This window comes from Spiroplasma endosymbiont of Cleonymus obscurus (genome assembly GCF_964273375.1).
GTDB lineage: Bacteria > Bacillota_I > Bacilli_A > Mycoplasmatales > VBWQ01 > Spiroplasma_E.
Genome location: NZ_CAXWWA010000002.1, coordinates 319205 through 334086, shown reverse-complemented (window position 1 = coordinate 334086; position 14882 = coordinate 319205). Strand labels below are relative to the sequence as shown.

Annotated in this window: 16 protein-coding genes; 4 read left to right on the top strand and 12 right to left on the bottom strand. The window is 23.5% G+C overall.

Going from position 1 to position 14882, the window contains the following annotated elements; genetic code table 4:
* Position 1: 1 nt before the first annotated feature.
* The 8 genes from rplI to ACI2WJ_RS02350 form a co-directional block, all read right to left on the bottom strand.
* Complete coding sequence (gene rplI, locus ACI2WJ_RS02385; protein WP_338980262.1) at positions 2 to 445, bottom strand: 50S ribosomal protein L9; 444 nt, start codon at positions 443 to 445, stop codon at positions 2 to 4.
* A 31-nt stretch (positions 446 to 476) separates the two neighbouring features.
* Positions 477 to 2474 carry a DHH family phosphoesterase gene (locus ACI2WJ_RS02380; RefSeq protein WP_400254725.1) on the bottom strand — a complete coding sequence of 666 codons (1998 nt, stop codon included), beginning with the start codon at positions 2472 to 2474 and terminating at the stop codon, positions 477 to 479.
* A 190-nt stretch (positions 2475 to 2664) separates the two neighbouring features.
* Positions 2665 to 2895 (bottom strand): 30S ribosomal protein S18, encoded by a 231-nt coding sequence (rpsR, locus tag ACI2WJ_RS02375; protein WP_174481285.1) that lies wholly within the window; start codon positions 2893 to 2895, stop codon positions 2665 to 2667.
* Between the two features lie 12 nt (positions 2896 to 2907).
* On the bottom strand, positions 2908 to 3411 hold the full coding sequence (locus ACI2WJ_RS02370; protein WP_400254724.1) for a single-stranded DNA-binding protein: 504 nt from the start codon (positions 3409 to 3411) through the stop codon (positions 2908 to 2910).
* Positions 3412 to 3441: 30 nt separating this feature from the next.
* Positions 3442 to 3969: a 30S ribosomal protein S6 gene (gene rpsF, locus ACI2WJ_RS02365; RefSeq protein WP_400254723.1), complete on the bottom strand. Its 528-nt coding sequence runs from the start codon at positions 3967 to 3969 to the stop codon at positions 3442 to 3444.
* 320 nt (positions 3970 to 4289) lie between these two features.
* Positions 4290 to 4760, bottom strand: a complete 471-nt coding sequence (locus ACI2WJ_RS02360; RefSeq protein ID WP_400254722.1) for a deoxynucleoside kinase — start codon at positions 4758 to 4760, stop codon at positions 4290 to 4292.
* A gap of 527 nt (positions 4761 to 5287) precedes the next feature.
* A protein-coding gene (locus ACI2WJ_RS02355; protein ID WP_400254721.1) for an IS3 family transposase occupies positions 5288 to 6408 on the bottom strand; the annotation gives its coding sequence in 2 pieces (ribosomal slippage) (positions 5288 to 6165 and positions 6165 to 6408; 1122 coding nt in all).
* Between the two features lie 22 nt (positions 6409 to 6430).
* Complete coding sequence (locus tag ACI2WJ_RS02350) at positions 6431 to 6757, bottom strand: hypothetical protein (RefSeq protein WP_400254720.1); 327 nt, start codon at positions 6755 to 6757, stop codon at positions 6431 to 6433.
* A 240-nt stretch (positions 6758 to 6997) separates the two neighbouring features.
* Here ACI2WJ_RS02350 and ACI2WJ_RS02345 point away from each other — a divergent pair.
* From ACI2WJ_RS02345 to ACI2WJ_RS02330, 4 genes are all read left to right on the top strand, one after another.
* Positions 6998 to 7787 (top strand): IS5 family transposase gene (locus tag ACI2WJ_RS02345; protein WP_400254677.1). Its coding sequence is split into 2 segments (ribosomal slippage): positions 6998 to 7258 and positions 7260 to 7787, totalling 789 coding nucleotides; the frame shifts between segments, so codons are not numbered across the junction.
* A gap of 102 nt (positions 7788 to 7889) precedes the next feature.
* Positions 7890 to 8699: an IS3 family transposase gene (locus ACI2WJ_RS02340; RefSeq protein WP_400255233.1), complete on the top strand. Its 810-nt coding sequence runs from the start codon at positions 7890 to 7892 to the stop codon at positions 8697 to 8699.
* Positions 8674 to 9201: a hypothetical protein gene (locus ACI2WJ_RS02335; protein WP_400254719.1), complete on the top strand. Its 528-nt coding sequence runs from the start codon at positions 8674 to 8676 to the stop codon at positions 9199 to 9201. Before ACI2WJ_RS02340 ends, ACI2WJ_RS02335 begins: the two co-directional genes overlap by 26 nt.
* Before the next feature lie 111 nt (positions 9202 to 9312).
* A complete protein-coding gene (locus ACI2WJ_RS02330; protein ID WP_174481292.1) occupies positions 9313 to 9834 on the top strand; it encodes a ferritin-like domain-containing protein in 522 nt (173 codons plus the stop codon).
* Between the two features lie 562 nt (positions 9835 to 10396).
* Here the strand turns inward: ACI2WJ_RS02330 and metG are convergent.
* The 4 genes from metG to purB form a co-directional block, all read right to left on the bottom strand.
* A complete protein-coding gene (metG, locus tag ACI2WJ_RS02325; protein ID WP_400254718.1) occupies positions 10397 to 11980 on the bottom strand; it encodes a methionine--tRNA ligase in 1584 nt (527 codons plus the stop codon).
* 100 nt (positions 11981 to 12080) lie between these two features.
* Positions 12081 to 12617, bottom strand: coding sequence for a hypothetical protein (locus tag ACI2WJ_RS02320; protein ID WP_400254717.1), 537 nt, complete (start codon positions 12615 to 12617; stop codon positions 12081 to 12083).
* A gap of 68 nt (positions 12618 to 12685) precedes the next feature.
* Positions 12686 to 13441, bottom strand: a complete 756-nt coding sequence (locus tag ACI2WJ_RS02315; protein ID WP_400254716.1) for a hypothetical protein — start codon at positions 13439 to 13441, stop codon at positions 12686 to 12688.
* A 137-nt stretch (positions 13442 to 13578) separates the two neighbouring features.
* Positions 13579 to 14880, bottom strand: a complete 1302-nt coding sequence (purB, locus tag ACI2WJ_RS02310) for an adenylosuccinate lyase (RefSeq protein WP_400254715.1) — start codon at positions 14878 to 14880, stop codon at positions 13579 to 13581.
* Positions 14881 to 14882 lie beyond the last annotated feature (2 nt).

The following is a 14882-nucleotide window of genomic DNA, read 5'->3' as shown; positions in this document are numbered from 1 at the left end:
ATTATTCTCCTAAAACTTCAACCTTTAATTGTGCAATAATTGTAACATCTAATTTAATATTAATGTTAGTTATACCTAATTCATTAATAGGATTAAATTTAACAAATTTATGTTTATCAATTTTAATGTTATATTTTTGCACTAGTTGTTCACAAATTTGTTTTGAAGAAATAGCACCAGAAACTTTACCATTATTACTTTTTAATTTAAATTGTAAAGTAATTAAATCTAATTGTTCTTTAATTTTTTGTAAATCTTCTAATTCCATTTCTCGTTGTATTTTTTTATTTTCAATTACTTTTTGATTAATTTTTAATGCTTCTGTTGTAGCAATTACAGCTAATTTTCTTGGTAATAAATAATTTTTACCATAACCATCACTAACATTAACAACTTCACCTTTTTTACCATAATTTTTAACATCCGTTAAAAGGACAACTTTCATTGTAAACATCTCACTTTCTATTTTAATAATTTTAATACCTTTCAGTAGTAGCACTCTCACTTTGATATACGCCACTTTCAATTAATTTTACCAATTCATCATACAATGCTCTAATTCCCAATTTACTACTTTGGACAGCAGCAGCACTAAAGTGACCACCACCACCTAAGTTTTCACAAATAATTTGAACATTTATTTCACCGTTGCTTCGTGCTGATAAACAAGCACGTCCTTGACGATCATAAGCAATAGTAAATGATGCTTTACAATCACGTAAGTCTAACAACATTTCTGAAATTTGGGCTAAATATGAAGTATGTACTTCTAAGTTTTCATCACCAACAGCAACTAAAAATCCTTTTTTAATTTCTTGGGCGTGACTAATTAAAGAAAATTTATCAATTAGTTCATTTAAACTATTTTTCAATAATCCTTTAACTTTAGAAGGAGAAGCTCCTCAATCAGTTAATAATCCACAGGCTTCAAAAGTTCTTCTTGTTGTTCTTACTTGGAAATTATTAGTATCAATTAAAATACCTGCAAACATTATATTTCATAAAAATTCTGATTCAATATTATTAAAATCATTATAATAAATAATTTCTGTCATTGCTTCAGCTGTTGAAGAAGTTCCTGCATCAATATAAGAAGTAATGGTGCTACTAATTGATTCATCAGAAACACGATGATGATCAATAACAATAATTTTTACAGCTTTACTTAATAAATCAGGACTATCAACACGTTGTGGATTATGAGTATCAACAACAATTAATAAAGTATTTGCATGAAAAAATTTAAGTGCTTGTTTACCTGTAATAAAATTACGACTAATATAACTTTCAGGAACAAGTTCATGAAGAATTTTTAATGTTTTTTCATCAACTTCATTTTGATTAATAACATAATGAGCACTTTTATTTAAGCTTTTAGCAATTTCAATAATAGCTGTTCCTGAAGAAATACTATCAAAATCAGCAGCCGCATGTCCCATAACTAAAATGTTTTCTGCTAATTTTATTTCATTATATAATGATTGTGCAAACATTCTAATATTAATTTTAGATTCTGATTGTTTTGCTTCAATAGTACCTCCAATAAAAACTGTATTACCACCAAATTCACGAATAACTACTTGATCACCACCACGATAAACTGCTAATTCTTTACTTTCAATAGCCAAATCATATAGATCTTTACTAATAGCATTACCATAAGAGAAACCAGCAGATAACGTAATATCTGCTTTAAATTTTTTAACACCTTCTCGAATATTTTTAATAAGTGGAAAGTTATCATTTCTTGCTTTATTAAATTCATTTTGATAAAGTAAAATATTGTAACCATCTTCAATATTACCTAATAATAAACCTGAATAATTATTAGCAAAATCATTTAATTCAGTTTTAATAAATGCTTCAACACGAATTTGATTCTCAACTCTTAATTTTTGTAAAGAATTATAAAAATTATCAATACTAATTACACCAAAAACTAATTTTTCTTGCTGCAATTTATTATATAAGAAATGATATTTAGTTGTTTCTTGTAACAAAATTGTTCTAGTTTGTACTAAATAAATAGCATCATAAAGCATATCTTCAATTTTAAGTGTAATTTGAGTAATATTATTACTAATTAATTGTTCTAAATCTCTTGATAGTTTAACAATTGATTTTCCAATTAGTCTACCTAAACCTTTATCTTCTAAAAATTCACTTACTCACATAATTGATAAATCACTATCTAAAACAATCATACCAACACTACCAAAAGTTAAAGCTTGTGCATTATTTAATTTTATGATTTCAGCTGTGTTAATATAACGATGACGAATTCATAAACTAAATAGAAAAATATAAAGACAAACAATAATAAAATTACCTAAAACTAAACTTAAAATTACAGTAATAGTGACCACTTGTTCTGCTGTCTCAATATTAACAATAAAATAAGTCAAACCAATTAAAATTTCAACTACTAATCAAACAATCATTATTAAATGATAATTTCTTAACGATTTGAACACTTTGTCACTTCCTTCTAATATTATTAATTATACTATAACACTAATATTAAAAACAGCCATTATCTTTTATATAATATAATACTATTAAGGTCTTTTTATTTTAATTTTAAACTATTATTTAAAATAAAATATTTTTAAGATAAAAAAATAAATAAAAATTGAGTAAGTTTACAAATCTTACTCAATTTTTTTATCTTGAATATCTTAATAATCCCATGATTTGGGCACGTTTTATATTTTTAGCAATTAAACGTTGATACTTTGGATTAGTACCTGTTGTTCTTGCTGGCAAAATTTTGTTATTATTACCCATAAATTTACTTAGTAATTCAATATCTTTATAATCAATATAAGTAATATTATTTTTAGTAATAAAACAAGATTTTCTTCTTGTAAAATTTCTTGGTTTACCAGTGTTCATAATTATCCTCCTTTAATTATTTAAATCTCAAATGATATCTTCTTCATCAAATTCTATATTTTGAATAGCCGCTTCTTTTTCTTGAAGCTGATTAATATTAGTAAAGGCAATATCAGTACTATAATTAGGACTTTTAAAAGAATCATCTAAATGAATTTTATTCTCATCTCTTGGTTTTGAATAATTAATATTAGTGTTATTACCACTACTATCTTTTTTACGATTATCTAAAAAAGTAACAGTTTGTGCAACCACTTCAGTAATATATAGTTCTTTTCCATTCTGATCTGTTGATTTTCTTACTGACAGTCTTCCTGAAACTGAAATTAAAGAACCTTTAACTAAATAATTAGTCATATTTTCAGCAACTTTATTTCAAGCCATACATGAAATATAATCAGCTTGATTTTGAATATTATTAACTGCAAGTGTAAAAAAAGTAAAAGGTTTTCCTGTTGAAGTTTGATGTAACTTTAAATCACGAGTGATTCTACCAATTAATGTAACAATATTCATTTTTTATCCTCACTTTTAACTTAGATTTTATTAATCTTTTTGTTCAGTATTCGATACATTATTATTAGTATTTGTTTTTGAATTTTGGTAATTAGTTTTTGTACGATAAGATGACTCAGTACCAGCGATTGGTCTTGGTTTTCTTTCACCATTTTCATCACGATTATAAGAAGGACGATTTCCTGGTCTTGTTGGTCGAGAGAAAGAACTAGATTCTACTTGGCGTTTTGGTTTAAACTTATTAATTTTTTCACTATCTAAATTAATAACCAAAAAACGCATTACGTCTAATTGTCTTTGTTTATTTAAAGCTACACGATTAAAGTTAGCAATATTTTCTGGTGAAGTTAGCACTTCAATAATAAAATAATGACCCTTAACTTTTTTGTTAATAGGATAAGCAAATTGACGAATAGAATCTTGTTCTTTAGTAATTTTTCCAGCATTTTTAGTTAAAATTTCACAAAATTCTTTTTTAATTAATTGTGCTTTTTCTTGATTTTGATCATCAACGATGTACATAATTTCATAATTATGCTTTTGTTTTAAATCTTCCAATGTTCGAAGACCTCCTTTTGGGCATATGGCTCTGATGAGCAAGGAGTAAATATATTAAGTTTGATTTTTAAATATTTGACTCATACAATATTATAACGTAATTACCTTTAAAGTAAAGGAAAAATAACAATAATTATTAATATAACATGAGAAAAAATGACTAAATAAAAATTTGATTTCAATAAGAAATTTTATTTTATATAATCAATTATTTTTTGCACTATTTCCTTAGGAGTTAAATCATTAGTGTCAATTACTAAAAAATTAAAGTTATTTTTTTCTTTTTCATATCACTGTTCATATTTTTTATTTAATAAACTTTAGTATTCATGAGGTACATGTTTTTCTGATTCACGACCACGAAGGTTTATGCGTTCAATTGTGTTTTCAAGATTTGCTTTTAAATAGACAATTAAATCAGGTTTAATTTGTGGATCAAAATAAAGTGATGAAATAATAACATTATTATAAAAATTTAAATACACTTCATAATCTCTATCATTCATATTGTTTTGAGCTTTTAATACTTCAACGAAAATAGGATCTTCTAAAATACTGCGATCAAAAATAACATTGTTAAAATTTTGTGCTTCTTTTAATTGTTTACTTCGTGCCATCAACATAAATACTTGCATTTTAAAAGCATATTCTAAAGGATTTTGATAAAAATCATCTAAATAGGGATTACTAGTAACTGGCTCGTCCATAATTTTATATTTTAATAATTTTGCTAATTCTCTACTAATAGTGCTCTTACCAACACCAACTACACCAGATAATACAATTTTCATTTTTTGTCTCCCATAATATATGATTACAATTAATTTATCTTAATATATAAATTTTTTCCCTCCAAATAAAAAAACATTTAATAAATTAAATTTTACTTTTACTAAAACTCGTTGCTTATATTTTCAAAGATTAACATAATATCAATTACATTTTTGAAATTATTGATAATACACTTTCTTGATTCTATATACCCTTTAATAACTATATTTATCATAACATAGAATTTATTGATACCAATACTACTACTTTTTAATACCTAAAGAGTTATCAAATAAATCAAATTGATATATTTATAAACTAAATTTTAAAAATAAAAGAGAAGTAAACTACAAACTAAATTACATTAATATAAACAGTAATCACATTAACTATTATATTTTCTTTCAAACTTGCTTGCCGCTTATTTAATTTAAATATACAAGAACTATTTCCCTTTCCATTCTTGATTCATACAAATTACAATCACAGTATACATCATTTTTTATTTATAATTTTGCTGATTTTGGAATGGCAACCCTTTTTAGGACTATTTTTTGGTAGACATTTTTTCATGATATTTAACTGGAGTTAGGTAGTTTAAAGTGCTGTGGATTCGTATGTTGTTGTATCAATTGATATAATCAAATAATTCTAATTTTAATTGGATTAATGATGTAAAATTTTTATCATTAATAAATTCAGTTTTGAAAGTTTTGAAAGTTGCTTCAGCAACAGCATTATCATAAGGACAACCTTTTTTGCTTAAAGAACGGGTAATATTGAATGCTAATAAAAGTTTATCAATAGTTTTATTATTGAATTTATTACCGCGATCACTATGAAATATTTGAATATCTTTTAAACAGCGATTTGATTGCATAAATGCTTGATATACTAATGATGCATCTTTTTTAGTACCTACACTATGTCCAATAATTTCGCGGTTAAATAGGTCGATTAATAAGCAAATATAGTTTCACTTACCATTAACTTGAACATAAGTTAAATCACTAACAATAACTTCATTTTTAAGCCTATTATTAAAGTTTCTATTCACAAGATTGCTTATTTGGCTATCATTGACTTTGTTATGATGATTTTTAAATGATAATTTAGTGTATTTTGATATTAAATTATGCTGATTCATAATTTCTTTAATTTTTTTGCGTGATAAATAAATTTCTTTATTTTCTAGACTGACTTTTAATCTTCTTGTTCCATAAACTTCTTTATTTTGTTTAAAAGCACTAATAACAGCTTCATCATACATATTATTTTTGATTTTATCTTCTTTTTTCTTTAAATTAAAATAATATGTTGATTTAGAAAGTTTTAAAAAACGACAAATTGGACGAATTTTATATTTAGATTTATTATTTGTAATAATCTCTACTTTCTGCCTATTATTAGTGCTGCTTGCTTTAAAATATCATTCTCCATTCTTAATTGTTTTAATTCTTTATTTGCTTGAATTAATTGTTTTTCTAAATCCGAAAGATTATCTTTAGTTTTAAAACTGCCTGAATTTGTAAATTGCTTAATTCATTTATAAGTAGCTGCTCTTGTAACGTTGTATTCTTTAGCAAGGCAAGATACTGATTTGCCATTTTGATATAAAGATACTATTTGTTTTTTAAATTCATCATTATATGAGTTAATATTGGCCATAATTATATTTCCTTTCTTTTAACTAATTTGTTCACTTGTCTACGTAATTAGTGTCCAATAAAGTGTAACCCATCCATTTTGATTTAGAACTACTTTTTAAAAACTGATTATCATCATTTATTTTTTGTCTTTCAAATTCATTTGAGTATACAAAATTATTAATATATTTTATATTGTGATTAAAATCTTCTTTAAGAAAATTATTAGTATAAAAATTTTCATCATTTACTTTACACTTTGAGCAATCTTTAGAAACAGCAATTTCTTTCCAGATATTCTCTTTAAATAATTTAATTTCTTCACGATTTTCAATTTCTTTGTCTTGAAATTTTTTAATTTTTTCTTCCAATTCTTTTATTTTTTCTGCAACTAATTCTTCATTTGTAAATATTTTTTCATCTGTTATTAATTCTTTAATATCAATAATAACAGCATCAAAATATGAAAAAGCAGTTTTGTCTAAAATAATACCAAACCCTATACTTGCTAAACCTCAAGAAAGATAATTTTTAAATTGTTTAAGAACCTGTTTAAAATCTTTTAGAGAAATAGGGTAAAATGATTATATATTTTAAGATAAGAGGTATATATGCGTAAAAATTATCCTAGTAATGTTAGCAAAGAGCAATTTGAAAATATAAAATCAATTTTAGAAAATACTAAAAAGAGAACTAAACCAAGAAGCTTAGATTTATATGAAGTATTTTGTGCAGTTTTATATGTATTAAAAAGTGGTTGTCAATGAAGAATGTTACCAAAAGATTTTCCAAAATGACAAATTGTATATTATTATTTTCAAGTTTGAAGTAAAAATAATGGTAAAGAACCTAGTGTATTACAATTAGTTTTAAAAAAAATTAGTCATGGCATTTCGTATCAATAATGGTAGAAAAGAACAAACTAGTTTTTGTATAATTGATTCACAAAGTGTTAAAAATACAGATACTACTAAAAACAAAGGTTATGATGCTGGTAAAAAGATTTCAGGAATAAAGCGTCATATTGCTGTTGATTCTCAAGGTTTACCACATGCAATTTACATAACCACAGCAGAAAAAACAGATCGTAACAGTGCTATAATAATGATTGAAAATGAAAAAGAGAATCTTTCTGCAGTTCAAAAAATACTAATAGATGCTGGTTATACTGGTGAAAAATTTGCTTCTAAAATTAAAACAATTATAAATGCAAATGTTGAAGTTATAAAACGTAATGAATTACATTCTTTTGTAGTATTACCAAAAAGATGAGTTGTAGAACGAAGTTTTGCATGATTAGAAAAATGCAGAAGATTATGAAAAAATTGTGAAAAAAAATTAAATACTAGCTTACAAATGGTTGTTCTTGCCTTTATTTCAATTTTATTGAAAAGATTTTAAACAGGTTCTAAGAAATTCTCAAAAACTATTAAATCTATCACTAGTCATTTCATTTTCAATATAAGCTGTAAATAAGGTTCCCATACAAAATCTAAATATAAAATTCGTCCAATTTGTCGTTTTTTAAAACTTTCTAAATCAACATATTATTTTAATTTAAAGAAAAAAGAAGATAAAATCAAAAATAATATGTATGATGAAGCTGTTATTAGTGCTTTTAAACAAAATAAAGAAGTTTATGGAACAAGAAGATTAAAAGTCAGTCTAGAAAATAAAGAAATTTATTTATCACGCAAAAAAATTAAAGAAATTATGAATCAGCATAATTTAATATCAAAATACACTAAATTATCATTTAAAAATCATCATAACAAAGTCAATGATAGCCAAATAAGCAATCTTGTGAATAGAAACTTTAATAATAGGCTTAAAAATGAAGTTATTGTTAGTGATTTAACTTATGTTCAAGTTAATGGTAAGTGAAACTATATTTGCTTATTAATCGACCTATTTAACCGCAAAATTATTGGACATAGTGTAGGTACTAAAAAAGATGCATCATTAGTATATCAAGCATTTATGCAATCAAATCGCTGTTTAAAAGATATTCAAATATTTCATAGTGATCGCGGTAATAAATTCAATAATAAAACTATTGATAAACTTTTATTAGCATTCAATATTACCCGTTCTTTAAGCAAAAAAGGTTGTCCTTATGATAATGCTGTTGCTGAAGCAACTTTCAAAACTTTCAAAACTGAATTTATTAATGATAAAAATTTTACATCATTAATCCAATTAAAATTAGAATTATTTGATTATATCAATTGATACAACAACATACGAATCCACAGCACTTTAAACTACCTAACTCCAGTTAAATATCATGAAAAAATGTCTACCAAAAAATAGTCCTAAAAAGGGTTGCCATTCCAAGTCAATTATTAATAATGCAATAACAACTGAGTTTGAAACTGTTGATACATTAATTAATGCTGGTGCTCAAAATTTAATAATTGCCAATGTGCCTAACATTAGTAATATTCCAAAATATGTTAATGAAAAACAATCTGTTAAAGAAGTAGCAAACCACTTATCAAATAAATATAATAACAAATGAAATGATAAAATTACTGAATTAATGAAAAATAATTCTAATATTAATATCAGACCGTTTGACTTAGAAACTAATTTTAGTGATTTATTATCTGAAGCACAAGAAATAGGAAAAAATATTACTAATGAATCAATAAAATGATCAATTCCCGGTTTAGCTTTAAATTTAAATCCAAGATATATTGATGGAACAACTCCAGAAACTATTAATAATAATTTTTTCTTTGATTATGTTCATCCAAATAAATGAGCAAATGAGCAAATTGGTCTTGAACTATTCACTGAACTTACTTCATAAAAAATGTAACACAAACAATTAATTAACAATATTTTTATTCTTAATTTATTTTAATATATATAGTATTAAAGTAGTATAATACATATAAAACCAAGAAAGAAGGTGTATTTAATGATTAAAAAGATTAACGATGATCTAAATGATTATATTAGTGAACATCTAAAATATCAAATGCTTAGTTTTAAATTAAGTAATGATGCAAATCAAAAAGGATATCCTGGGTTTGCACGCTTCTTCCAAGTAGAAGCAGCTGATGCTGTTGTTCATATTCGTAAAATTTGTAACTATTTAATGGATCAAGATGCTCAAGTTGAAATTAAAGACATTAAAGTTCCAACTTTTACTACAAAAAACATTGAAGAAGCATTAAAAAAATTAAAATCTACTAAAGAAGAATTACTTGATTTTACTAATAAACTTGTTAAAAGTGCTCGTGAAAATAATGATAATTTAACTGCAAAATTTTATGACTGATTCTTAATTGATTTCTATGAAGAAATTGCTTATGAAAAAGACTTATTGGATTGAATTGCAATGTCTAATAGTAACCTTTATAAAATTGACAAACGTTTACTAAAAACTGAAGAGCCAGATACTTTAAAAGTTATTGTTCCATTTTATGAACCCGAATAAATTTCATATTTAATTCTTAATTTTCACCAAAAATGTATAAAAAAATTATACATTTTTTATTTTTTTTATAAAAATTTGTTGTATTTTTTTGTTTTTCTTCTACTTGATAGTTTAAACTGCAGTTAATATTTCTGCTTTTGTTTCCAAAGGTAATTGAGATTCTATTAAGCCCCTATTCTCTCATTTTTGTTTGCTTGCATTTTTTGATTGTTCTGATAAAGGTTGCTGTAACTCTGGAATTTCAGTACTTATTAATTTTCATACTTCATTTAAAGATGTTAATTTTATTTCTTCTTCATTAAATTTATTTTTAATTTTTTGTTCTTCAATTTTTTGATCTTGTCAACTAGGTTTCTCATTTTCTTCATTTATTTCGGTTTGGATTTCAATACTTACTAATTTTGATTGATTAATTGTTCTTAAAGACTCCTATTTTTTTTCCTTTTTTTCTCTAATTGCATTTTCTATTATTTCTTACAGTAATTGGTATTTCTCCAATTCATACAAAATGAATTGGATATTTATTATCTATAACTGGCATTTTTTTAATAACTCTTATATTTTATTTAAATGCATTGTTTAAAAATGATAATTCATCTTCAATATTTAATCTTGGAAATAATAACTCTTTTTTATTAACAGATTTATTAAAAACTTCATTCAAGTTGATATTGACTATTGGTTTAGTAATTTTTAAGACACCCAATTGTTCATGAATTTTTAATGAACTATTAACCAAAATTGGACTTAATAAAGCACTACTAATAATTAAAATATTTGCTAATAAATTTAAAATATTATGTAATTCAATAGTTTTATTATTTTTATGTAAATCTCATGGTTTTGTTAAATCAATTAATTTATTACCACTAGTTATTAATTTAAAAACGACATTAATTGCTTCATGAATTTGATACTCATCCATTTCAATATTAAAATCATTAATAGTACTTTTAATAATTTTAATTATTTCTATTGCTTCTGGTTGTAACTTATTTAAATTAACTTTGGGAATTTTACCATCACAATATTTAATGATCATTGTAACTGTTCGCGAAAGCAAATTACCTAAATCATTAACAAGATAAGAGTTATAACAATTTAAAAATAATTCATGACTATATTTTGCATCATGACCAATAATAATTTCTTTCATTAAAAAAAACCGTAATCCATCTGCACCATAACGATTTACTAATACTAAAGGATCAATAACATTACCTTTTGATTTTGACATTTTTCCTTCTTCATTAGTAATTCAACCGTGGGCCAAAATTCGATTTGGCTGTCTCAAGTTTAATGCCATTAATAAAATTGGCCAATAAATCATATGAAAACGACTAATTTCTTTACCAACTAAATTCACAATTTCACAATTTGAATCTAGTCAAAATTTTTTAAAATTAATGTCATCATCTTGTAAATAACCTAATCCTGTTAAATAATTACTTAATGCATCAATTCAAACATAAATAACATGTTTTGGATCTTCTAATACTGGTACCCCTCAAGTAAAACTCGTTCTAGTAACACTTAAATTTTCTAAACCTGGCGTAATAAAATTATTAATCATTTCCGTTTTACGATTAAGTGGTCATAAAAATAATGGATGTTCATCATAATATTTTAATAATTGTTTAGTATATTTTTCCAATTTTAAAAAATATGATGGTTCTGATAAAGTAGTAATATTACCTTGACATATTTTACATGTATTATTAATTTTATTAATTTGACTATCTGTCAAAAATTCTTCACAAGAAATACAATATGACCCTTCATATTTTCCCAAATAAATATCATTTTGTTTTAATAATTTGCTAAATATTTTATGAACACTTAAAATATGATTTTTATTAGTTGTTCTAATAAATTTATCATAATCAATATTTAAGTTTTTTCATAAATTCTTAAACCCAACAACAATATCATCAACAAATTTTTGTGGAGTTTGTTTATTTTCATCCGCCTTTTTAGCAATTTTTTGACCATGTTCATCACTTCCAGTTAAAAAGAATACTTCATAACCTTGCATTTTCTTATAGCGAGCTAAAACATCAGCAATAATTGTTGTATAAGCATGTCCCAAGTGTAATTTAGCACTAGGATAATAAATAGGGGTAGTAATATAAAATTTTTTTGTCATTATTTGCTCCTAAATTTAATAATTATAATTTTACATTAAAATAGTATTATTTATTGTAATACTTATTTAAATTAATAATATTTTATTAATTTTTATTTTTTTATAAAATCGAACATTTTTGTTGATATTGATTTTCATTAAAACCATTATCAGAGTTAACAGCATCTATATCAACGTTTAAGTAAAACTGATAATCACTATTTACGTGTGAAATAACACTACTTTTTTCATTATCATAATTATTTACTGGTAAATACTGATTACCGTTACTCATTAATGGTTGATTTTGTAATTTTCTTGAACTTGCAAAATCATATCAATGTCTCAAAAGATCATTTTTTTCTCATTGTCTTCTTTTTTCTTTTTCTATTTTTTCTAAAATATTATTAAGTTTTAAAATTTTTAATCCAACCTTTTTCAATTCTTCTTTTTGATTACTTATATTAACTTTTTCACATACTATTTTATTAATTCGTTTTTTTTCAAAATTATAATAACCAAAAGTTAAAAACTTAACTAATTTATTCTTAAATTTAAAAATTTTACTTGTTTTTTGTTTTTCGAAAATTTCTAACTTTTTAATACTATTTATATTATAAGAAAGAAATATAGATTGTTTTTTAATATTTGACTGCAATGTTTTTTCACATTTATATTTCTTATTATTAATATAATATTATTTTTATTTTATTAATTTTTATTTTTTTATAAAATCGAACATTTTTGTTGATATTGATTTTCATTAAAACCATTATCAGAGTTAACAGCATCTATATCAACGTTTAAGTAAAACTGATAATCACTATTTACGTGTGAAATAACACTACTTTTTTCATTATCATAATTATTTACTGGTAAATACTGATTACCGTTACTCATTAATGGTTGATTTTGTAATTTTCTTGAACTTGCAAAATCATATCAATGTCTCAAAAGATCATTTTTTTCTCATTGTCTTCTTTTTTCTTTTTCTATTTTTTCTAAAATATTATTAAGTTTTAAAATTTTTAATCCAACCTTTTTCAATTCTTCTTTTTGATTACTTATATTAACTTTTTCACATACTATTTTGTTAATTCGTTTTTTTTCAAAATTATAATAACCAAAAGTTAAAAACTTAACTAATTTATTCTTAAATTTAAAAATTTTACTTGTTTTTTGTTTTTCGAAAATTTCTAACTTTTTAATACTATTTATATTATAAGAAAGAAATATAGATTGTTTTTTAATATTTGACTGCAATGTTTTTTCACATTTATATTTCTTATTATTAATATAATATAATATTATTTTTATTTTATTAATTTTCTTTTTTAATAAATTAATATCTATTTCTCCATTATCTTTTAAGTATCGATCATCTAAAACATCATAAAAGTGTTCTTCACTATCATAGCTTGTAATAAAATTAAAATCTTGAACTATAAAAGGAAAACTATTATCGATTTTGTATTTCTTCATAATTTTCACTCCTTAAACTTATATAATCTAATGACTAATTACAATATTTTCTTAATCTTTTATTTTTATTGATTATTAGATAAAATAAAAAAACAAAAATTAATAAATTAAATGCTAATTAAATTTAATATTAAACATTATTTATCTTTAAAAACTTTTTTAAAAATATAATCAACATTTATTAAAAAAATATTATTATTACAACATTCATTTAACTGTTCACTAGTTAAATATTGATTAATATTATTCTTTATTAATACATCTTTAAAATTAATCATTTTATTTTGTGCTTCTAAAGTGCATTTTTGAATAAAATCATAAGCAATTTCACGTGTTATTTTTGGATTATTTTTAATAATAGCCAATAAAACTACTTGTGAAAAATAAAGTTCATTAGCTTTAGCAATATTATTTGCCATGGCACTAGTATTAATTACTAAATTATCTAAAATATTTGTCATTCTATTAAAAATAAAATCTAATATATGATAAATATCAGGTAACATAATGCGTTCATTAGAACTATGAGAGATATCACGTTCATACCATATTAAATTATTCTCATATACTATACTATTATAACTTCGAACTAATCTTGCTAAACCACAAATATTTTCAGAACCAATTGGATTTTTTTTATGTGGCATTGAACTTGAACCTTTTTGTGAAATAGAAAATCCCTCTAAAAGTTCATTAACTTCGCTACGTTGACTCAAACGAATTTCTAAAGCTATTTTTTCAATTGTTGTAGCAATTGAACTTAATTGTGTAATTAAAAAAATCAAACGATCACGTTGTACTACCTGCGTAGCACAACTGTCAACTTCCATTTTTCATTTTTTGGCAATAAATTCACTAACTTTTGGCGAAATATGAACAAAATTACCCATAGCACCCGTAATTTTAATAACTTCAACTTGTTTTCTTGCCAACTCCAACCTTACTAATTGTCTATTTATTTCATCGTATCATAAAGCAAATTTTAATCCTAATGAAGTTGGTTCACCAAAAATACCATGACTGCGACCAATTACTAATTGATTTTTATATTTAAACGCTAACTCTTTTAATTTAAATTGTAAAGTAATTAAAGCTTTTTCAATAATTTCATTTGAAAATTTTATTTGTAGATTTTGGACACTATCAACCATATCAGTTGAAGTTAAACCATAATGAATTCAACGACTTTCAGTTTTTAAGTTAGCACTTAACATTCTAGTAAACGCAACTACATCATGTTTAGTTTCTAATTCTAATTTATTCATTAATTCAATATCTAACTTAGCATTTTTTTTAATTAATTGAAAATCTTTAAAAGGAATTATATTTAAATGTTGTAATGATTCACAAACATCAATTTGAAAATTCATTCATAAGTTTAAACGATTTTTCATATTTCAAATATTAGTCATTGCTTTTGTTTCGTAACGTTCAATCATTT